Source organism: Halalkalibacter flavus (genome assembly GCF_036663575.1).
GTDB classification, from domain to species: domain Bacteria; phylum Bacillota; class Bacilli; order Bacillales; family Bacillaceae_D; genus Halalkalibacter; species Halalkalibacter flavus.
Map to the genome: position 1 here is coordinate 23271 of NZ_JAWRVK010000027.1, position 18428 is coordinate 41698.

At 38.7% G+C, this 18428-nt stretch carries 19 protein-coding genes; all 19 read right to left on the reverse strand.

Going from position 1 to position 18428, the window contains the following annotated elements; genetic code table 11:
* Positions 1-9: 9 nt before the first annotated feature.
* A complete protein-coding gene (gene yabQ, locus SAY88_RS16680) occupies positions 10-597 on the reverse strand; it encodes a spore cortex biosynthesis protein YabQ (protein ID WP_332633192.1) in 588 nt (195 codons plus the stop codon).
* A complete protein-coding gene (gene yabP, locus SAY88_RS16685; RefSeq protein WP_332633194.1) occupies positions 594-905 on the reverse strand; it encodes a sporulation protein YabP in 312 nt (103 codons plus the stop codon). Before yabP ends, yabQ begins: the two co-directional genes overlap by 4 nt.
* Positions 906-987: 82 nt before the next feature.
* A complete protein-coding gene (locus SAY88_RS16690; RefSeq protein ID WP_332633196.1) occupies positions 988-1245 on the reverse strand; it encodes an RNA-binding S4 domain-containing protein in 258 nt (85 codons plus the stop codon).
* Positions 1246-1257: 12 nt separating this feature from the next.
* On the reverse strand, positions 1258-2721 hold the full coding sequence (yabN, locus tag SAY88_RS16695; RefSeq protein WP_332633198.1) for a bifunctional methyltransferase/pyrophosphohydrolase YabN: 1464 nt from the start codon (positions 2719-2721) through the stop codon (positions 1258-1260).
* 2 nt (positions 2722-2723) lie between these two features.
* On the reverse strand, positions 2724-4313 hold the full coding sequence (locus tag SAY88_RS16700) for a putative polysaccharide biosynthesis protein (protein WP_332633200.1): 1590 nt from the start codon (positions 4311-4313) through the stop codon (positions 2724-2726).
* A 130-nt stretch (positions 4314-4443) separates the two neighbouring features.
* The gene (gene spoVT, locus SAY88_RS16705; protein WP_332633202.1) at positions 4444-4983 is read right to left on the reverse strand and encodes a stage V sporulation protein T; all 540 of its coding nucleotides are present in this window, start codon (positions 4981-4983) and stop codon (positions 4444-4446) included.
* 181 nt (positions 4984-5164) lie between these two features.
* Entirely contained in the window at positions 5165-8686 is a 3522-nt protein-coding gene (mfd, locus tag SAY88_RS16710) for a transcription-repair coupling factor (RefSeq protein WP_332633204.1), read from the reverse strand.
* A gap of 176 nt (positions 8687-8862) precedes the next feature.
* Positions 8863-9090 (reverse strand): anti-sigma-F factor Fin, encoded by a 228-nt coding sequence (gene fin / locus SAY88_RS16715; RefSeq protein ID WP_332633205.1) that lies wholly within the window; start codon positions 9088-9090, stop codon positions 8863-8865.
* 69 nt (positions 9091-9159) lie between these two features.
* Positions 9160-9717 (reverse strand): aminoacyl-tRNA hydrolase, encoded by a 558-nt coding sequence (gene pth, locus SAY88_RS16720; protein ID WP_332633207.1) that lies wholly within the window; start codon positions 9715-9717, stop codon positions 9160-9162.
* 118 nt (positions 9718-9835) lie between these two features.
* Positions 9836-10468, reverse strand: coding sequence for a 50S ribosomal protein L25/general stress protein Ctc (locus SAY88_RS16725; RefSeq protein ID WP_332633209.1), 633 nt, complete (start codon positions 10466-10468; stop codon positions 9836-9838).
* A 93-nt stretch (positions 10469-10561) separates the two neighbouring features.
* Positions 10562-11512: a ribose-phosphate diphosphokinase gene (locus SAY88_RS16730; RefSeq protein ID WP_250098136.1), complete on the reverse strand. Its 951-nt coding sequence runs from the start codon at positions 11510-11512 to the stop codon at positions 10562-10564.
* Positions 11513-11600: 88 nt separating this feature from the next.
* Entirely contained in the window at positions 11601-12959 is a 1359-nt protein-coding gene (gene glmU / locus SAY88_RS16735) for a bifunctional UDP-N-acetylglucosamine diphosphorylase/glucosamine-1-phosphate N-acetyltransferase GlmU (RefSeq protein ID WP_332633210.1), read from the reverse strand.
* A gap of 254 nt (positions 12960-13213) precedes the next feature.
* Entirely contained in the window at positions 13214-13507 is a 294-nt protein-coding gene (gene spoVG, locus SAY88_RS16740; protein ID WP_034633708.1) for a septation regulator SpoVG, read from the reverse strand.
* A gap of 467 nt (positions 13508-13974) precedes the next feature.
* Positions 13975-14349 (reverse strand): RidA family protein, encoded by a 375-nt coding sequence (locus SAY88_RS16745; protein WP_332633212.1) that lies wholly within the window; start codon positions 14347-14349, stop codon positions 13975-13977.
* On the reverse strand, positions 14346-15197 hold the full coding sequence (purR, locus tag SAY88_RS16750) for a pur operon repressor (RefSeq protein WP_250098139.1): 852 nt from the start codon (positions 15195-15197) through the stop codon (positions 14346-14348). The genes SAY88_RS16745 and purR overlap by 4 nt, the downstream gene beginning before the upstream one ends.
* A gap of 60 nt (positions 15198-15257) precedes the next feature.
* Positions 15258-16130, reverse strand: a complete 873-nt coding sequence (gene ispE / locus SAY88_RS16755) for a 4-(cytidine 5'-diphospho)-2-C-methyl-D-erythritol kinase (RefSeq protein ID WP_332633214.1) — start codon at positions 16128-16130, stop codon at positions 15258-15260.
* A 197-nt stretch (positions 16131-16327) separates the two neighbouring features.
* Positions 16328-16516 (reverse strand): small, acid-soluble spore protein, alpha/beta type, encoded by a 189-nt coding sequence (locus tag SAY88_RS16760; protein ID WP_332633216.1) that lies wholly within the window; start codon positions 16514-16516, stop codon positions 16328-16330.
* A 146-nt stretch (positions 16517-16662) separates the two neighbouring features.
* On the reverse strand, positions 16663-16929 hold the full coding sequence (gene veg / locus SAY88_RS16765; protein ID WP_034633697.1) for a biofilm formation stimulator Veg: 267 nt from the start codon (positions 16927-16929) through the stop codon (positions 16663-16665).
* Between the two features lie 640 nt (positions 16930-17569).
* Positions 17570-18427 carry a sporulation peptidase YabG gene (gene yabG / locus SAY88_RS16770; protein WP_332633218.1) on the reverse strand — a complete coding sequence of 286 codons (858 nt, stop codon included), beginning with the start codon at positions 18425-18427 and terminating at the stop codon, positions 17570-17572.
* Position 18428 lies beyond the last annotated feature (1 nt).

Here is an 18428-nt window from a genome sequence, read left to right on the forward strand (position 1 = left end):
CATCACCCCTTATTCTTTCTTCTTCCTCATTGATTGGAAAAATCCCTTTATTTTACGTAAAATGGGTTCTACTTTTTTCACTTGTTTGTGTAGCCCTGTCCATTTATAAAGAAGGAGTAACACCCATTTTATTGGTCTCCAAATGAGGCGAAGCAAGAACAACAGAACTGTCAAACAAGTTGTTAATACCATAATACATAAGGAATAGAGGAGTTTCAATAAGTACTTAACAGGGTTGATCAATAATATTGTAAAAAGTTTTATAGTTATTCGGTATAATTTGATAACATTCTCAATTATACGCTCAAGTAACGTTTGATAAAAGGTTCGAAATAAAGCTTGGTAGGCAGAAAATCCGCATACTAAAGCTAAAAAAATATAAAAGCGTATTTCGCCATAGTTTGATTGCAGCAAGACATAAAAAACGATGAGGGCCTGTACGAGCCAAAACAATACATCATTACAAGCAATGATCCAATTGAAAGAAGGTTTTTTCCGTTTACGAGTGAATCGTCCATACGTATCAATAGCTGCACCAATGTACACGCCCATTGCAGCCATTGATAACATCGTATAGAATTGCACGGTCAGCGTCACTTAAATAACTTCCCGAAGAAACCTTTTGATTTATCTTGTTGACTTTGATCAAGGTAAATTAAATCATATACCTTCCCTTCAATGGAAACAATTCCTTGCTCGACGTTCAAGTTCTTCATATGCAAGTTCTGACCTCGTACAGATAAGAAGCCCATTACTGTTTCCAAAAGAAACTCTTCATTATCGAAACTCTCTACTTGTTTCACACCTGTAATATCTAATTGCCTTCTTCCTTTTAAGATGACATCGTGGTCGTTCGTTTGTCGTTCACGTCCCATTGGTGTACCAAATTCATAATGTTGCTCCATCCAAAAATCCCTCCTCCATATGCTTTCATAGCAGTGTATGAGGAAGGGATTTAAATTAGAACAAGCTATCTCTTTTTGCAGCTTACGATACCGGTGCCTCACTAATAATGGTATACATCGTAGCAGCTTCATCTTTTCTTACAATCTCACGGACATCATCAATTCGAACAGTTACAAGTTTTTGACCAAAGCGAACGACTAATTCATCTCCTGCCTTCACCGCTGAACCAGCTTTAGCTACCTGGCCATTTATTGTAATTCGCCCTTGATCACACACTTCTTTTGCTAACGTACGACGTTTGATTAATCTTGAGACTTTTAAAAATTTATCTAAACGCATAGCATATCCCCCCTATTTGGAATCAAACTGTTTGGCTTCTTCCCATTTTTGATCGAGCTCTTCTAATGTCATTTCCAGAATATTTTTTCCTTCTGCTTGCAAAACTGTCTCAATATAACCGAAACGCTTTTTAAACTTTCGATTTGTGCTTTGTAACGCATCTTCTGCATCAATCTTGTAAAACCGGGCAAGATTGACAACGACAAAAAGAATATCTCCTAGTTCTTTGTGCATTTTTTCAGGATCATTTGCTTTGATCTCAAGCATGAATTCCCCAAGCTCTTCTTGAAGTTTCATCCACATCGGTGCGGCGTCATCCCAATCAAAACCAACTTTTGCCGCTTTCTTTTGCAGCTTCTCTGCCTCCATTAAAGCAGGCAGACCTTTTGGAATTGATAAAATCGACTCTTCTGCTTCTTTTCCTTTTTCCTGTTTTTTAATCTCATCCCAATTACTCACGACTTCATCAGCGTTTTCAACCGTTACTTCTCCAAATACGTGAGGGTGTCTTCGAATCATCTTTTCTGTCACATTTGAAATGACATCTCGTACGGAAAAGTAGCCGTTATCTTCTCCAATTTGTGAATGGAGCATAATTTGTAGAAGAACATCTCCTAGCTCTTCTGCCAAATGTTCATCATTTTCCTCATCAATAGCTTCTAACACTTCATAGACTTCTTCGACAAAGTATTTTTTTAATGACTTATGTGTTTGTTTTTGATCCCATGGGCAGCCATTCGGACCTCGAAGTGTTGCAATGACTTCACGAAGCTTGGAAAATTCCCCATACAAATCTTGCTCCTTTTGAACAGGCGGGATGTAAACAGCTGTTAAATTATTCAATGTTGTTGCACGATCTAATTCATACAACGGGACCTTTATCAGTTGTTCCTCAGAAGAACCAACAGCTGTAGCGATCGTCACTTCATAATCATCTGGAAGGCGCTCCATTAATGTTAACTTAACATCAGATGCAATCATCGCATCGTACACTTGAACAATAATAATATGGTGGTTTAGTTCCATCTCATCTCTTCTAAGTGCAGTCCCATCAACGATTTGACAACCTTCAATTGGATCAATTTGCAAGGAGGTGTACATGGCATCTAAAAAGCTTTGTCCCCCTAAGATTTCTACTATAACCTTTCCGTCCCTCTGTTCTTCTAACAAAAGCTGAACGGTTTTTTCTGCAACAAGAGGATGGCCAGGGACCGTATATGTAATAACTTCATTTTCTTCTGCCTGTTGCATTAGTACTTCTGTAATCGTTGCATAGACAGAATGGAACTCATCATGTTGTTCATATATATGATCAAATGATTGAAACCTAACACCTTCCTTTTCAAGTTCCGTTATAGCCGGATGATCATTGGTTCGCGTATAAACGAGCGGTTCTTTCTTAAGGTGACGATAAATCCCTAATGGCATTTGTTCAAGATCACCAGCACCTAAGCCGATAATATTAATTTTTTTCACTTTCACCTTCTCCTTTTTCCAAAGCGTGCCCTAACTTTATTTAATTTCGGAATCTTATTCCACTCTTCTTCTGTGAATATAGGTAACAAAAACAAACAACAAACGACCACAATGCCACCAACTCCGGCTGACGAAAGAGCAATGATTGTATCCATTCCTCGATCTTCCATTGGCAGGACGGTTGTTATCCCACTTTTCCATAATGAAGTCAGAAGTCCCATCATCACTAAAACACATCCAATACGGACATAGAGGGAAAAAGGGCCAACATACAATTGTCTCTTTCTTTTTAATGACATTACCAAATAGATAACCATTACCAACATCGCAACGACAGTTGACCAAGCTGCTCCTATTGTTCCAAAAATCGGGACGAATAAGACGTTTAATCCTAATTTTGCTGTAGCGCCTATCCCTACTGCAATCGCTGGTACATACGTATAATTATATCCTTGTAATACGGCGGAAAGGGTAACAAAAAACGAGCTGAGTACTATTGCAATACTAAGCACACCCAGTACATCTGTGCCTGTAGTATCTGTAAAAAGCATATGATTGGTCGGCTCAATAATGATGACCAGACCCACAGTCGCAGCTCCCCCTATTAAAAATACCAAGCGGTAGGAGAGATTTTGATATTTTTTTGCCATATACATTTCATTCTCTGTGACGGCTTTTGAGAGCATCGGAACTAACGCCAATGTTAATGTTGTTGCTAACACCGTTCCTAACTGAATAAGAGGCTGACCACGGTCATAGACCCCTTTCGCTTTAAAGGCTACTTCGGGTTGAACTCCACTCATTTGCAAAAGCTGGACAATTGTAAACGCATCGACAAGTTGCATGAGTACAAACATAAGCGCACTTAAACAAATAAATAAGCTATGCTTAAACATACTCCAATTTTGCTTGAAAATATTTCGACCTCTAAGCTTATTCGGATGTAGGAGTTCTTTCATCCACACACCCTTCGTTAATAAAAGCAAAGCAATGATTCCAATTAACCCGCCAAAGAAGGAACCATATGCTGCACCAGAACCAATTTGATAAGCATCAAATCCTGCTATGACAAAAAAATATGTAAAACCTAGTATAAGCACAACCCTTACAAACTGTTCAACAATATGGGAAACTGCCGTAGGAATCAATTCTCCTGCTCCTTGATGATACCCTCGTCCAACACTTAAAAATGGCAGTAAAAAAACAACATAGCTCATTGCCCGAATTGGACTAATAAGATTCTTATCACCCATCATTTCAGCAATCATAGGAGCAAGGAAAAACAAAAGTTTCCAACTTAATGCAGCTACTATGAGTAAGCCATAAAAAAGTAAGCTCGTTATCTTTCTCGCTTCTTCATTCTTCCCGACTGCCAATAGTTCTGCACGATGCTTTGATAAAACAACAGGAAATCCATACATCGAAAGAGTTATGATAATCCCATAAAGAGGATAGACTTGTTGATAGACATAATAGCCCATGTCACCAGATAAATTTTGATACGGAATCCGGTAAGCAGCACTAAGTACTTTAGCAAGCAATGCGGCAACCGAAAGGATAGCTACCCCTTGTAATAAATCTTTATTTCTCACATGATTCTCACCTTTCTTTCCATCATCTTATCATAACAAAGACAAATGTTGTAATGTGTCAATAGCTTCTTTACTCTATGCAATAAAAAGCCCGTCCTCCAAAAGAAGACGAGCTTTAACCAATATTAATTTATTGTTCCATTTGTCTAGCTAAAAAGCTTGCTGCCGTTTCTGCAAGTTTCTGTTCTATTGTACCCGAAAGCTCCTGCTCTTTACTAAAGATCACAACAGCACCAATTGGATCCCCATTAGCAATAATAGGTGTAACTACATAGCCTTTTAAATCATCCGTGTGGTCACCAACGAGGTTATGTTCTCCTGCTGTCGTTTCCACCTTTGTTTTTCTTTCATCCATAACCTTTTCAACAATTTCACCGATGCCTTTATTGGCATACTCTTTTTTCGGTGCCCCCGCAACTGCGATAAAAGTATCACGATCTGCAATAAGCACATATTGATTCAAACTATCATAAAGTGCTTCCGCATACTCCTTGGCAAAATCACCCAACTCGGAAATAGGCGAATATTTCTTCAAAATCACTTCGCCATCACGATCAACGAAAATCTCGAGAGGATCTCCTTCTCGGATTCGAAGTGTTCTCCTGATTTCTTTCGGGATAACAACCCGTCCTAAATCATCAATACGACGTACGATACCTGTAGCTTTCATACTGTATTGCCTCACTTTCTAATGATGTATTCACTTGATGGTAAGTGGTAAGAAAATAACCATTTCTTTTCTTATCACTAGTATCTTTCGTAAAAAAAGAACTATTCACCAATTCATGAATTTGTTTGATAGGCTAAACATTCCACCTATGCCACAATTTAGAAAAACGAGGCGATACTTGCTACTTTTTTGCGTCTTGAAGCCCCTGAAGTAATTTTTCAATAAAGAGCAACACTTGCTCATCACTTAAAGATTTTGTTTTAATCACAAATTTGATTTTATCTCCTGCTGTACCTAAAACAATTTCTCGCCCTAATTTATGAGATACTTCAAACAGCTTCGCCCCATCCATATTTTTAGAGGTCTCTTCTGATAAAATCATTTCAATTTGATCTTTTGTTTCTGTAATTTGTTCAACTTTTTCTTCATTAGCGATTAATTTAATATGTGTTAAACGAAGAAGGAAGTCCACTTGCGTAGGATATTCACCAAAACGGTCGAACATCTCGTCTTTCAAGTCAGTTAAATCACTAGCTGATTCCGCACCTTTGAATCTCTTATACATTTCAATTTTTTGTTTCGCATCTTGAATGTACGACTCCGGAATATAAGCATCAATTTTGACATCAAGGTCGACCTGGAAAGGAGGCTCCTTAGGCTTATCCCCTTTTCGTTCTTCAATCGCATCTTTTAGCATTTGTGAATATAGATCAAACCCTACCGACTCGATAAATCCGTGCTGTTGAGCACCTAAGAGATTTCCTGCGCCTCGAATCGTTAAATCACGCATTGCAATTTTGAAACCAGAACCAAGCTCTGTAAACTCTTTGATTGCTTGCAATCGTTTTTCTGCTACTTCCGTTAGTACTTTATCGCGTTGATACGTAAAATATGCATACGCAACTCGATTCGAACGACCGACTCGTCCTCGAATTTGATAAAGTTGGGATAATCCCATTTTATCAGCGTCGTAAATAATTAACGTATTTACATTTGGAATATCGACGCCCGTCTCGATAATGGTTGTTGTCACCAACACATCACTATTTCCTTCTAAAAATTCAAGCATAATCGTTTCTAGTTCACGCTCATTCATTTGCCCATGAGCGTAACTAATTCGAGCATCAGGAACGAGCATACCTAATTGTTCTGTCATTCGCTCAATATCATCTACACGGTTATAAAGAAAATAAATTTGCCCACCGCGGCTCATTTCACGTTCAATAGCTTCACGAATTAATGCAGCATTATATTCGACGACATACGTTTGAACAGGGAAACGATTTTCAGGCGGCGTTTCAATAACAGACAGATCACGCACGCCAAGCATTGACATGTGCAACGTTCTTGGTATCGGAGTTGCTGTCAATGTAAGAACATCAATATTTGCTTTTAACTGTTTAATTTTTTCTTTGTGAGTTACTCCAAAACGCTGCTCTTCATCGACAATCAGTAAACCTAAATCTTTAAACACAACGTCTTTTGACAAAAGGCGGTGGGTCCCAACGATCAAATCAACTGATCCAGCCTTTACTCCTTTTAACGTTTCTGTTTGTTCTTTTTTAGAACGGAATCTACTTAATACACCAATATTAATCGGAAACTCCGAGAACCTTTCTTTGATTGTTTCATAATGCTGTTGGGCCAAAATGGTTGTTGGTACTAAAATAGCTACTTGTTTCCCATCCATAATTGCTTTAAAAGCAGCACGAATAGCAACTTCCGTCTTACCATAGCCAACATCTCCACATAACAGTCGATCCATTGGCCTTGTTTTTTCCATGTCTTCTTTAATTTCTGATATAGCACGAATTTGATCTTCCGTTTCTTGATATGGAAAAGATGATTCAAATTCAGCCTGTTCATTGTTATCTTCTGAGAATGCAAACCCAACACTTGCTTCACGTTCTGCATAAAGCTTAATCAAATCATCAGCAATGTCTTCTACCGATGACTGAACCTTCTTCTTTACTTTCTTCCAATCATTTCCGCCAAGGGCGTATATTTTTGGATCTTTTTCCTCTGAGCCTACATACTTTTGAACTTGGTCAATTTGCTCGACAGGGACGTAGAGCTTGTCATTTCCTGCATAACGCAAATGAAGATAGTCCTTATGCAGGCCATTGATTTCAAGCGTTTCAACACCAAGATATTTTCCAATCCCGTGATTCGTATGAACGATTAAATCGCCAACCTTAAGCTCAGAGTAACTCTTAATTCTCTCGGCGTTAGAGATAGCTTGCTTGCGTTGTGGCCTTTTAGATTGCTTTTTTGCAAACACTTCTTCCTCAGTAATAACGACGAGCTTACTTGATGGAAGTTCAAACCCTGATTGCAAGCTACCGACAACAATCTGAACTCTGCCACCAACTAGCTCGGTAGCTTGTTCAATAATTCTTGTATCGATTCCCTCATCTTCTAAGTTCAGCGAAAGCCTGTTAGCACGTTCCTTGGAAGCAGCAAGAAATACAACAGCTTGATTGCTTTTAACCCATCTGTTGACTTCAGATACAAGAAGCTCCATTTGGCCGTGAAATTGTTGCATCGACTTACACGAAATCGTCATCACATTTTCTGGATTTGTTGCTGCAACGTGTTTTAGGAAAAGGGACAAATAGACAATCGATAGAGGAGATTGTTTAAGCACTTCAAAAACCGGAACAGACATCGAGACATCATGAACAATTTCACCTTGCTCAAGCAATGCCGTGTTCCATTCCGCTTCTTCCTTCTCTAAATTATCAGAAATTTCTTTAACCCTTGAAATCTCATCCATGACAACAACCGTATCACTCGAAACATACGATAAAAGTGAATGCTGTCCTTCAAAATACAGTGACATATATTTATACATTCCTTGAAACGTGGACCCTTGTTTCAGTTGTCCAATTTCATAAGAAATATGTTGTGATAATTTTTCTTTCGTTTCTTTTGCCTTCACTTTTTTCAAAGTCGTTGTTAGGCCTTCTGATAAACGGTTTGCTGCTTGTTGATAATGCTCTTTAAGTAAGAGAACTTCTTGAGCAGGTCCGATAATGATGTTTTTTCGTTCCTCTTTCGAGCGCTGATTATCCACTTCAAACGTTCGAATGGAATCAACTTCTGTATCAAACAACTCAATTCTTATTGGATCTGATTCCGTTAATGGATACAGATCAATAATGCCTCCACGCACACTCACTTCTCCCGGCGCAGCGACCATATCTACTCGTTGAAAACCCATCATAACAAGCTTCTCAAGCAATGAAGAAATTTCACCTATATCTGTTCCCACTTCGATATCAATCTGACAGTCTCTCCACAATTGCGCTGGTGGAAGTTGTCGTCTCACCCCTGCTAATGGAGCAATAATAATCCCTTGAAATGATTGAGTGAGCTTATTTAATACATCAATTCTTTGCGCTTTCATTTCTGGACTTGCTATCGCAATTTCAGCAGAAATTAATTCATTAACTGGATATAACAAAACTTCCTCTTCCGATAGAAGTCCTACTAAATCTTCATAAAGCTTTTGTGCTTGAAACAAATTGTGAGTAACAACTAGCATCGATCTTTTCGATTCTAAGTAGATCGATGACATAAACAACGTTCTCGCCGATCCTGTTAAACCTGAAATAAGTTGTTCTTTCATATTTGCTTCTAAACTATCTGAAACCGCTTTTATCTCATCGTTAGTACGTAAATATTGTTGCAATCCTGACATGATGTTCCCCCTGTTATTTCTTCACCTTCAGTATTCATTTTAATATATGTAGCTCATTTCCTCTTTCCTACTATATTCTTACTCTCTTTTCTCTATTCTTTCTTCATGACTAGAATCCTGCATGACATAACAGAAAAACGCTTTGGTTAATAACCAAAGCTTTGTTAATCCTTAAATTATTGAATAAGATGATCCAACTCATATAGGTCTGGGTTTCTCGTTAACGCTTCGTGACAATCCTCACAGATTGCATGTACGTGCATATCTCCATTTGAATGATATGATACCATATCTGTTCGTTCGTCGTTTGTTAAATGATTGAAACCTAATGACTCAGACTGCATTTGCTGATCAATTGCGCCAAGATTTGTCTTGCAATGACGGCAATGATAATGGATAGTCAAGGCAAAAGCCTCCTTTTGCTATATTAAGTACCCATTATTATTAACAGCAAAAAGTCTCTCTATACGATTTTAATTAAATTCGTTCATAACTTCAAGGAAAGTCTTTGTCGTCCATGCTTCAACCGCTTTTGAAGATTGGATAATGGCTTGTTCAACATGCTCACGTTCTTCTGGTCGATACGTACCTAGAACATAGTTCACAATTGATTCTCCATTTTGCGGGCGGTCTACTCCAACTCGAATACGTTTGAATTCTGGTGTCCCCAAATGTTGAATTAGTGATTTTATTCCATTATGACCACCAGCACTTCCTTTTTGACGTAGTCTGATTTTTCCTACTGGTAAATCCATATCATCATAGATAATTAGGACGTCTTCTACATCTATATTAAAATAGTCCATTAATGGCCGAACACTTTCTCCTGACAAATTCATATATGTAAGAGGTTTAAGAAGAATAACTTTCTCACCATTGATCATTCCTTTTCCAAATACACCTTTAAACTTTGATTGATCCAACTCTATTCCTACTTGCTCTGCACAATAGTCAATACAATCAAAACCGACATTGTGACGAGTTCCGGCATATTTAGGTCCTGGATTCCCTAAGCCAACAACTAGTTTCACTTCAACATCCCCTTGAACTTTATTTCTACTTTAAGTATGGTTCTACAATTGAATCCTAATTCCCTCTATAAAAAGGTGTCCCAAAAGGCATACCATACCTTTTGAGACACCTTAATCCTTATTCTTCTTCAGACTTACCTTCTTCATCTTCCTCTGCCTCTTCAGCCTGCTCATCAGGAGCTTGACCATTTTCTTGTTCTGCTGCCTGAGGTTGTACTGTAACAATTGTTTCTTCATCTTCACTCGTTATGTCAACTGAAACTTGCGAACGAATGTCTGCTACTTGAATAGAATCGCCAATATTTAGACTAGACACATCGACTGTAATCTCTTCTGGAATATCAGCAGGTAAACATCTCACTCCTACTTCATACGATAAGTGTGAAACCATTCCGCCCTCTTTCTCTCCAGGAGCTTCACCCGTCAATCTTACTGGAACATTCGCATCAATTTCAGATGTCATGTCTACTTCAAAGAAATCAATATGTGTATATTCGTTTTTTAGAGGATCAATTTGAATGTCATGAATCATGACTTGATGCTTCTTTTTGCCTTTTACATCTAACGAGAACAATCCATTCTTCCCTACTTCTCTAACTGTTTTGAGTAGATCAACACTCATGACAGCAACTGGTTGACTTTCGATTTTGTTACCATACAAGATAGCAGGGACATACCCTTCTTTGCGAATCTTTCTCGTAGCTGACCCTCTAAGGTCATCTCTTGGATTTGCCTGTAAAACAGTTGCCATAGTAATCACCTCAAATTAGATTTAAATCCTCTATATCATATGTTCCCTTAAAAAGAGTATTTAAACCTTTTTTTAGCAATTTACCCAGCTAACTTAATCAAATAATGTACTTACAGACGCATGTTCATGTACACGGATAATCGCTTCACCCATTAAAGCTGCAACAGAAAGCTCAGTTACTTTTTCGCTCTTCTTCTCATCTTCTAAAACAATGGAGTTTGTTACGACAAGCTCTTTAATTTTGGAATTATTAATGCGCTCCATAGCCGGTCCTGACAATACTGGATGCGTACAGCACGCATACACTTCTTTTGCACCATGCTCGACTAATGCATTAGCAGCCAGTGTAATCGTACCAGCTGTATCAATAATATCATCAATGATGATCGCTGTTTTCCCTTCAATGTTTCCGACAATATTCATAACTTCAGAAACATTCGGCTTAGGTCTACGTTTATCAATAATGGCAATTGGAGCTTTTAAGCGATCAGCCATTTTACGAGCACGTACTACCCCACCATGATCTGGAGAAACAATGACAATATCATCAAGTTGTTTTTCAGAAAAATAGTCAGCTAAAATCGGTACACCCATTAACTGATCTACAGGGATGTCAAAAAATCCTTGAATTTGGGTAGCGTGTAAGTCAAGAGTAAGGACTCTTGTTGCACCAGCTGTTGTAATGAGGTTTGCAACAAGCTTAGCTGTGATCGGTTCACGAGCACGTGCTTTTCGGTCTTGACGAGCATAACCATAGTAAGGCAATACAACATTAATTGTTCGTGCTGATGCTCTCTTCAGCGCATCAATCATAATCAAAAGTTCCATGATGTGTTCGTTAGCCGGAGCAGAAGTAGATTGAATAAGATAGACATCACAACCACGAATACTCTCTTCGATGTTAATCTGTACTTCCCCATCACTAAAACGAGTAACGGAACTTTTTCCCATAGGTACACCTATATGTTCAGTTATCTCATGCGCAAGACCTTTGTTTGAATTTAACGTAAAAACCTTTAAGCTAGGATCGCCATATTTAGCCACTATATTTTCCCTCCGGTATTCTAATTAACCTTATAATTTTAAATTTATTTTACTCAAAATTGAAGATGCAAAGAAAAATCTAAAAGCATTACTTCTTCAAATAATCGCTTTTATTCGTTTGTCTAGCTCGAGCAATAGAAAGAGATTGACTTGGGACGTCATCCGTAATCGTTGACCCGGCTGCTACTAATGCATCTTTCCCAACTGTTACAGGTGCAATTAAATTAGCGTTACAGCCAATGAAAGCCCCATCTTCAATAACTGTCTTAAATTTATTTTTGCCATCGTAATTGACCGTTACTGCGCCACAGCTAAAATTGACATCCTTGCCCACTTCGGCATCACCAATATAACTTAAGTGTGAAGCTTTGCTCCCTTGACCCATTACTGATTTTTTCACTTCAACAAAATTTCCAATCCGAACATCATCGGAAATTGTCGAGTCCGGTCTGACATGTGCAAACGGTCCAATAGTAACAGTGTTTCCAACTTCACTATTATACACTACTGATTGACGAATGTTCGTCCCATCACCAATTTTACTGTCTTTAATCTCTGTATTCGGGCCAATGATGCAATCATCACCAATTGTTGTTGTACCTAAGATAACTGTTCCAGGATAAAGAACAGTATCCTGACCAATGGAAGCTTCTGTTGAGATATAAGTATTATTTGGATCAATAATAGTTACACCTTGCTTCATCCAATGATTATTTATTCGACGCTTCATAATTACTTCCGCTTCAGCTAAAGCCACTCTGTCATTTACACCAAGTGTTTCATTAAAAGAAGGTGTTTGGTATGCCGAGATCGTCTCTCCACTTTTTTGGAGGATCTCAATGACATCAGGAAGATAATACTCTCCCTGAACATTATCATTTCCAACTTTTTGAAGAGCTTCAAACAGTGCTACATTATCAAAGCAATACGTTCCTGTATTAATTTCCGTTACGCCTCGCTCTTCTTCTGTTGCATCTTTATGTTCGACAATACGTTCAACAAGACCCTCTTTATTACGAATCACTCTGCCGTATCCTGTAGGATCAGAAGCGACAGCTGTTAAAATTGTTGCTTTGGCTTTTTCTTTATCATGGCATGTAAGTAATTGATCAATCGTTTCTGCCGTTAACAGTGGCGTATCACCACATAGTACAACTGTCGTACCTTCCTTGCCTTCTAACATACTCGCTGCCTGCATGACTGCATGACCTGTGCCTAATTGCTCCTCTTGAACAGCATAGGAGACCTCTTCTCCTAATTGTTGTTGAACAACTTCCGCACCAAACCCAACAACAGCAACTTTCTCTTCAAATCCTAAGCTAGAAACTTGATCAACAACATGTTGAACCATTGGCTTTCCACAAACAGGATGAAGCACCTTATATAATTTCGACTTCATTCTTGTTCCTTGACCAGCTGCTAATATCACCGCATAACGATTGCTCATAATTCCCCTCCAGGTGTTGCGTTTTCCATTACGAATATATCTTAAAACCGTGGTCTTTTCAAGGAAATATCAGTTTCCTGAGCAATGACAATAATTTGTCACTTCTTTTTTAGTGAGATAAAAAGAATGTCGCCCCCGAATGAGGGCATTGAAAAAGTAAAAACCAAACCTTTTCAAGCACAGCTTACGTTTAAAAACACAGCTTTGTAATTCGTTTCGAAAAAAAGAGCCCTATTTAAGGACTCTTTCTGTTTTTATGAAGCTCCAGCTTCTTCAAATTCAATTTCTTCGTATTCTCCTGCTTTGTCATACTCTGTTAGGACGGCTGTTTGGATTTTCTCTCTCGTTTGTGAAGAGATTGGGTGTGCGATGTCGCGAAATTCACCATCTGGAGTTCTCTTACTTGGCATTGCTACAAATAACCCGTTATTACCATCGATTACGCGAATATCATGCACCACAAACTCATGGTCAATCGTTATCGAAGCTATTGCCCGCATACGGCCTTCCGTATTTACTCGACGCAATCTCACATCTGTTACCTGCATTGTTGGCCACCACCTAATATTTGTTTATTCTTACTTACACAATTCTCTATAAATTTTGGAATTCCTTCTTTAGACAAAATTTTTTTTGATTTTTAAATTGATTTTTTCGAAAACTCCCAAGAAAGCGATTACAATATTTCATTTAAATTTCTGACCTCTAGAGAGCACTATTTTAAAATTAATTAATTGATTGATCCAAAAAAAAGACTGTTTTCGCATACTTTGTTGTTTTTATGGGTTACGTACCCTTCACATGTTCGTTCCATTGCGCTCCAGCCACTCGCTTTCCAAGGTCACTGAAAAAGGTAATGTTCTTCTCCTTTTTCAGTGGCCTCCCTCTGCATCCCACAGGAGTCGAGTGACTTCCGCTCCATTTCACTATGAGGAAAAACTATTTCATAGCAACAATCTTTACGAAAACAGCCAAAAAAAAGAAAAAGAGCGGCTTATAACCACTCTTTTAGCGATCACTTTACTAATGCAATGACTTCAATTTCAACTAACACATCTTTAGGTAGTCTAGCCACTTCTACACAAGATCTTGCCGGCTTATGTGTATGAAAATACTCTCCATAAACTTCATTGATGCGTGGGAAATCATCCATGTTCTTAATAAATACTGTCGCTTTTACGACGGTTTCAAATGAAGCGCCTGCTTCTTCTAACACAGCGTTAAGGTTTTTAAATACTTGATGAGTTTGCTCTTCTACTGTTCCTTGTAGCAATTCCCCTTCAGCCGTTAAAGGGATTTGTCCGGAACTATAGAACATGTTGTTGACAATTACCCCCTGAGAATATGGTCCAATTGCATCTGGTGCTAAATTAGTATGAATCGTTTTCATTTGTTCTCCTCCAATTCCATCTTTTGTAGTAACTCTAACACACTGCCTGGTTCTACTGTAATTGTTTTGTTTCTAACATCTACATTTGAAAGCTTCGTTATTGACATATACTCATCAACTAAGCGTTCTTCAACTTCAACAGACTCTACCAATACACCTATTCCTACTAGCTCGGCTTGGAATTCCTCGAGCAAATCCATCATTCCTCTTATCGTTCCACCAGCTTTCATGAAATCATCGACAATAAATACTCTTGACCCTGGTGCTAAACTTCGACGCGCTAATGTCATCGTTTGAATACGTTTCGAGGAGCCAGATACATAATTAATACTAACCATTGACCCTTCTGTGACAAGATGGTCTCGTCTAACAATACTAACCGGAACATTTAAATACTGACCAACCGCATAGGCAAGAGGGATTCCTTTTGTCGCAACAGTTAGGACAGCATCTATCTTTTTATTGGCTAGAACAGAAGCAAAGACTTGTCCTAAGCGTTGAATGAACTTTGGACTTCCAAGAAGATCCATCATGTACAAATACCCACCTGGAAGGATTCGCTCAGGTACAGCAAGCTGTTCAATCACCTCATTGACGAATTCTTCAGCTTGCTCGGGGTGAATACGAGGGATGAACTTGACTCCACCACTAGCTCCCGAAATAGTTAGAAGAGAGCCATAGCCTTCACCTTCAAAAATCTCTTTTACAATGACTAAATCTTCACTAATAGAAGACTTAGCGGATTGATAACGTTCAGAAAAATGAGTAAGGGAAATGACCTCATGAGGGTGTTGCAGTAAAAAATAGGTCATATCAACAAGACGACCACTACGTTTAAGCTTTTTCATACGACCTCCACCTAAAAACCGAATGTTTTAATTTAATATATCACGTTTGTTCGGCTTTAATCAAGAGTCTGTTGAACGAATTAACCTGACAGCGTAGACATCTTGACAAAATCCCCTAAGTCCATTGTAAACACGATGTAATCTTGATTCATGTTCTACTAGTCCAAATACAGTTGGCCCACTCCCGCTCATTAATACACCATCAGCACCGAAACGAATCATTTGTTCTTTAATATTTCGTACTTCTGGATACATATCCAACGTAACTGACTCAAGTACATTATGTAAATTTTCACAAATGCCTGCAAAGCTTTGTTGCTCAATTGCTTCGATCATTGCTTTTGTATTGGCATGCTCTATTTCTTGCACATTTAAACGTTTATACACTTCTGCAGTTGATACTCCTATTGGCGGCTTAGCAAGGATCACCCAACAAGGAGGAGGGGGCGAAATTTGTTGAATTAATTCTCCACGTCCCGTAGCAAGAGCGGTTCCTCCATATACACAAAACGATACGTCCGATCCAATCTCAGCACCAAGTCGAGCAAGTTCATCCATGCCCAATCCTAACTGCCATAATTGATTTAATCCCTTCAATGTTGCAGCTGCATCACTACTCCCTCCAGCTAATCCAGCGGCAACAGGAATTCGTTTTGTAATATAAATGGAAACGCCTTTTTTAACGTTATATCGTTTTTTCAAAAGGTCAGCAGCTTGATAAGCTAAATTCCGATGATCATTAGGGACAAATCCTTCTGATACGTCCACTTTAATAACCCCATCTTCTCTATCAGTCAGGTCAATCCGATCAGCAAGATCAACCATCGTCATAATCATTTCAACCTCATGAAATCCATCTTCCCTTTTTCTTATTGCATCAAGCGACAAATTAATTTTCGCTGGTGCTTTCACTGAACATCTCACACTCGTCACCTTCTATATCCATTTGCTTAGGCTATTTTATCATTTGTCTAATCAACATACCACCTGTTGTCTCTTTTTCTACAATATAGTCATATTATCACATAACAAAAAGGAATTAGAAAATTCCACTTGTAAATTCCGTCTTTTTGTCACACTCTAGAATTAATAATTAAAGAAGCCAGGCTTTTCGCTCTGGCTTCATGTAATTAATTTCGATTGTTTTGTTGAAGGACGAGCTGCTCTTCGGCGATTTCAATTGCCCTTTTGACCATATTCCCAGCATCCCTTGAACGTATTCCGCCCCAGCCTTCTTTTTGAACAGTGTCATAAAAGCCTAGTTCCTTCGCAAGTTCCTCTTTAAATTGGTCAGACATGATTCTTCTTCGCCTACTCATGTCACAACAACTCCTTTTCTGTATATCAGAAAATGTCGTTTTATACACGACATACTTAGTATGTACTCAAATCAAAACAAATATAACCCCCTGAATTGAACCTTCAGAGGGTTATATTTGTCTGTATATCGTATATCTAGTCCCAATTACGCCTTAAGAACTGTTGAATCAATACCCTCTTCACAGAGCATAAGTTCTACTGTTTCTGTAAGAATATCAGCATAACTGTAAGATACGCGCTCAAATGCATTTTGTTGTTCATCTAATTTCACTATGAACACAGAAGGGTATGTTTCCTCAAGAAGACCAGAACGCTCCGACGTTTTCCGACGACCACCATTTGCCTTGATTGTAATTCTCTTACCAACATTAGCATCTAATGCACGCTTAATGTCTATTAACGTTTTTGCCATTACGACACCCCACCTCACTGTATGTGTAGTATAGCACAATCTACAATTTTCGTCAAATAAATTTAAAATTATATCAAGTGAACAAGAATTTTGTCAATCTATTTTGACGAAAAAATAAAATAGCCCCACTACCAATTCGACCTTAGTATGCCAATAACAAAAAAAATTATGTAAGTTTTCACAAAAAAGAGCGAACTTCTCTTTTTTGTGAAAACGATGCGATGCGCGGAGCCGGCGTTTTGTTTTAAGCTTTTTGAGCGATCTTCTCAAAAAGCGCACGACGAGTGGAGCCATCGCAATCGGTCGCTCTCCCATTTTTATGTTGAGGCTGTTTTTATAAAGATTGTTGCTATAAAGAAAGTTTTTTCTCTTAGTGTAATGGAGCGGAAGTCACTCGACTCCTGCGGGATAAAGAGGTAGGGGCGAGACCCCACAGGCGCAGACGAGGAGGCTCGGCACCTCCTTGCGGGTGCGAGTGGCTGGAGCGCAATGGAACGAACATGTGAGGAACACTTCACCCATAAAAACAATAAGGTATGCGAAAACAGCCTATGAAAAAGAGTGACCATCTCTTTTTTATGAAAACGAAAAAACCCTTAGACCTTACCCAATCTGGGTCCCGATCTAAGGGCCTTCCTTTTCAATCGTATTTCATTGGCATGCCGCGTCTCATGACACCCTTTGTCTCAATTCCGCCTAATCCCTTTTCACCACTAATTGTATTACGAAGTACATTGGCTAGACTCACACGATCCATAAACGAAGTCAAACTTACTTTTGAAGCTATATAAACAGGATCAAGAGCATGAATATTCACACGTTCAGGTGAACTAGCAAAATTAGCTCCAGCTTTGATGAGTGTTTCAAAATGAGATTGACAAGCACCAGCGAAAACAATTAAATCATCACGGTGCCATGAATGTTTCCGTGCAATCCGTACACATTCTGCAAAGTACTTTGTGTTACGATATGCACGCACATCACGTTCATCTCCTTTTGTTTTTAAATACGCATCGTGACCGGTTACAACTACAATATCAGGCTTAACCATTTCTAGTAACGAACCTATCTGTTCAGGCATCTCGCGTTCAGGAAGGTGGACTCCATATACCGGAACACCTAATTTATTATATAACTCTGTACATTTACGAAGGTATAGAGCATCACCGTCAATATGAAGGACGCGCCCTCGCAATTCAAAATAAGCAGTTTCGCTTTTGTATCCTGATGTGACTTGGTAATCTCCACGTTGCTTCATCAATTTTGCATCTTGCCTGAAAAGTCGATATGAATTTTCTTCAAGTTCTCTCGCCTTTTTTGCATGTGCTGTTCGATCTTCTTCCGAAACTATGACAACATCATCTAGCGGGGCATCGGCAAGTAGACGCATATCCTCTCCAGCGAGTTCTACATAGTCGGCATAAATTTCTACTACCCTAAACAACAAATCACACTGATACGAAAGGCGAGCGACGATATCCCCTTTATTCAGCTTCATT

Excerpts from the sequence above, each read along its gene's own strand:
- yabP (WP_332633194.1), bottom strand. The coding sequence starts at position 905 with ATGGAGCAACATTATGAATTTGGTACACCAATGGGACGTGAACGACAA.
- SAY88_RS16690 (WP_332633196.1), bottom strand. The coding sequence starts at position 1,245 with ATGCGTTTAGATAAATTTTTAAAAGTCTCAAGATTAATCAAACGTCGT.
- spoVT (WP_332633202.1), bottom strand. The coding sequence starts at position 4,983 with ATGAAAGCTACAGGTATCGTACGTCGTATTGATGATTTAGGACGGGTT.
- mfd (WP_332633204.1), bottom strand. The coding sequence starts at position 8,686 with ATGTCAGGATTGCAACAATATTTACGTACTAACGATGAGATAAAAGCG.
- SAY88_RS16725 (WP_332633209.1), bottom strand. The coding sequence starts at position 10,468 with ATGGCAACTGTTTTACAGGCAAATCCAAGAGATGACCTTAGAGGGTCA.
- glmU (WP_332633210.1), bottom strand. The coding sequence starts at position 12,959 with ATGAGCAATCGTTATGCGGTGATATTAGCAGCTGGTCAAGGAACAAGA.
- spoVG (WP_034633708.1), bottom strand. The coding sequence starts at position 13,507 with ATGCAGGTAACAGATGTGAGATTGCGTCGAGTAAATACGGAAGGCCGT.
- SAY88_RS16745 (WP_332633212.1), bottom strand. The coding sequence starts at position 14,349 with ATGAAAACGATTCATACTAATTTAGCACCAGATGCAATTGGACCATAT.
- purR (WP_250098139.1), bottom strand. The coding sequence starts at position 15,197 with ATGAAAAAGCTTAAACGTAGTGGTCGTCTTGTTGATATGACCTATTTT.
- SAY88_RS16760 (WP_332633216.1), bottom strand. The coding sequence starts at position 16,516 with ATGAGTAGGCGAAGAAGAATCATGTCTGACCAATTTAAAGAGGAACTT.
- veg (WP_034633697.1), bottom strand. The coding sequence starts at position 16,929 with ATGGCAAAAACGTTAATAGACATTAAGCGTGCATTAGATGCTAATGTT.
- yabG (WP_332633218.1), bottom strand. The coding sequence starts at position 18,427 with ATGAAGCTGAATAAAGGGGATATCGTCGCTCGCCTTTCGTATCAGTGT.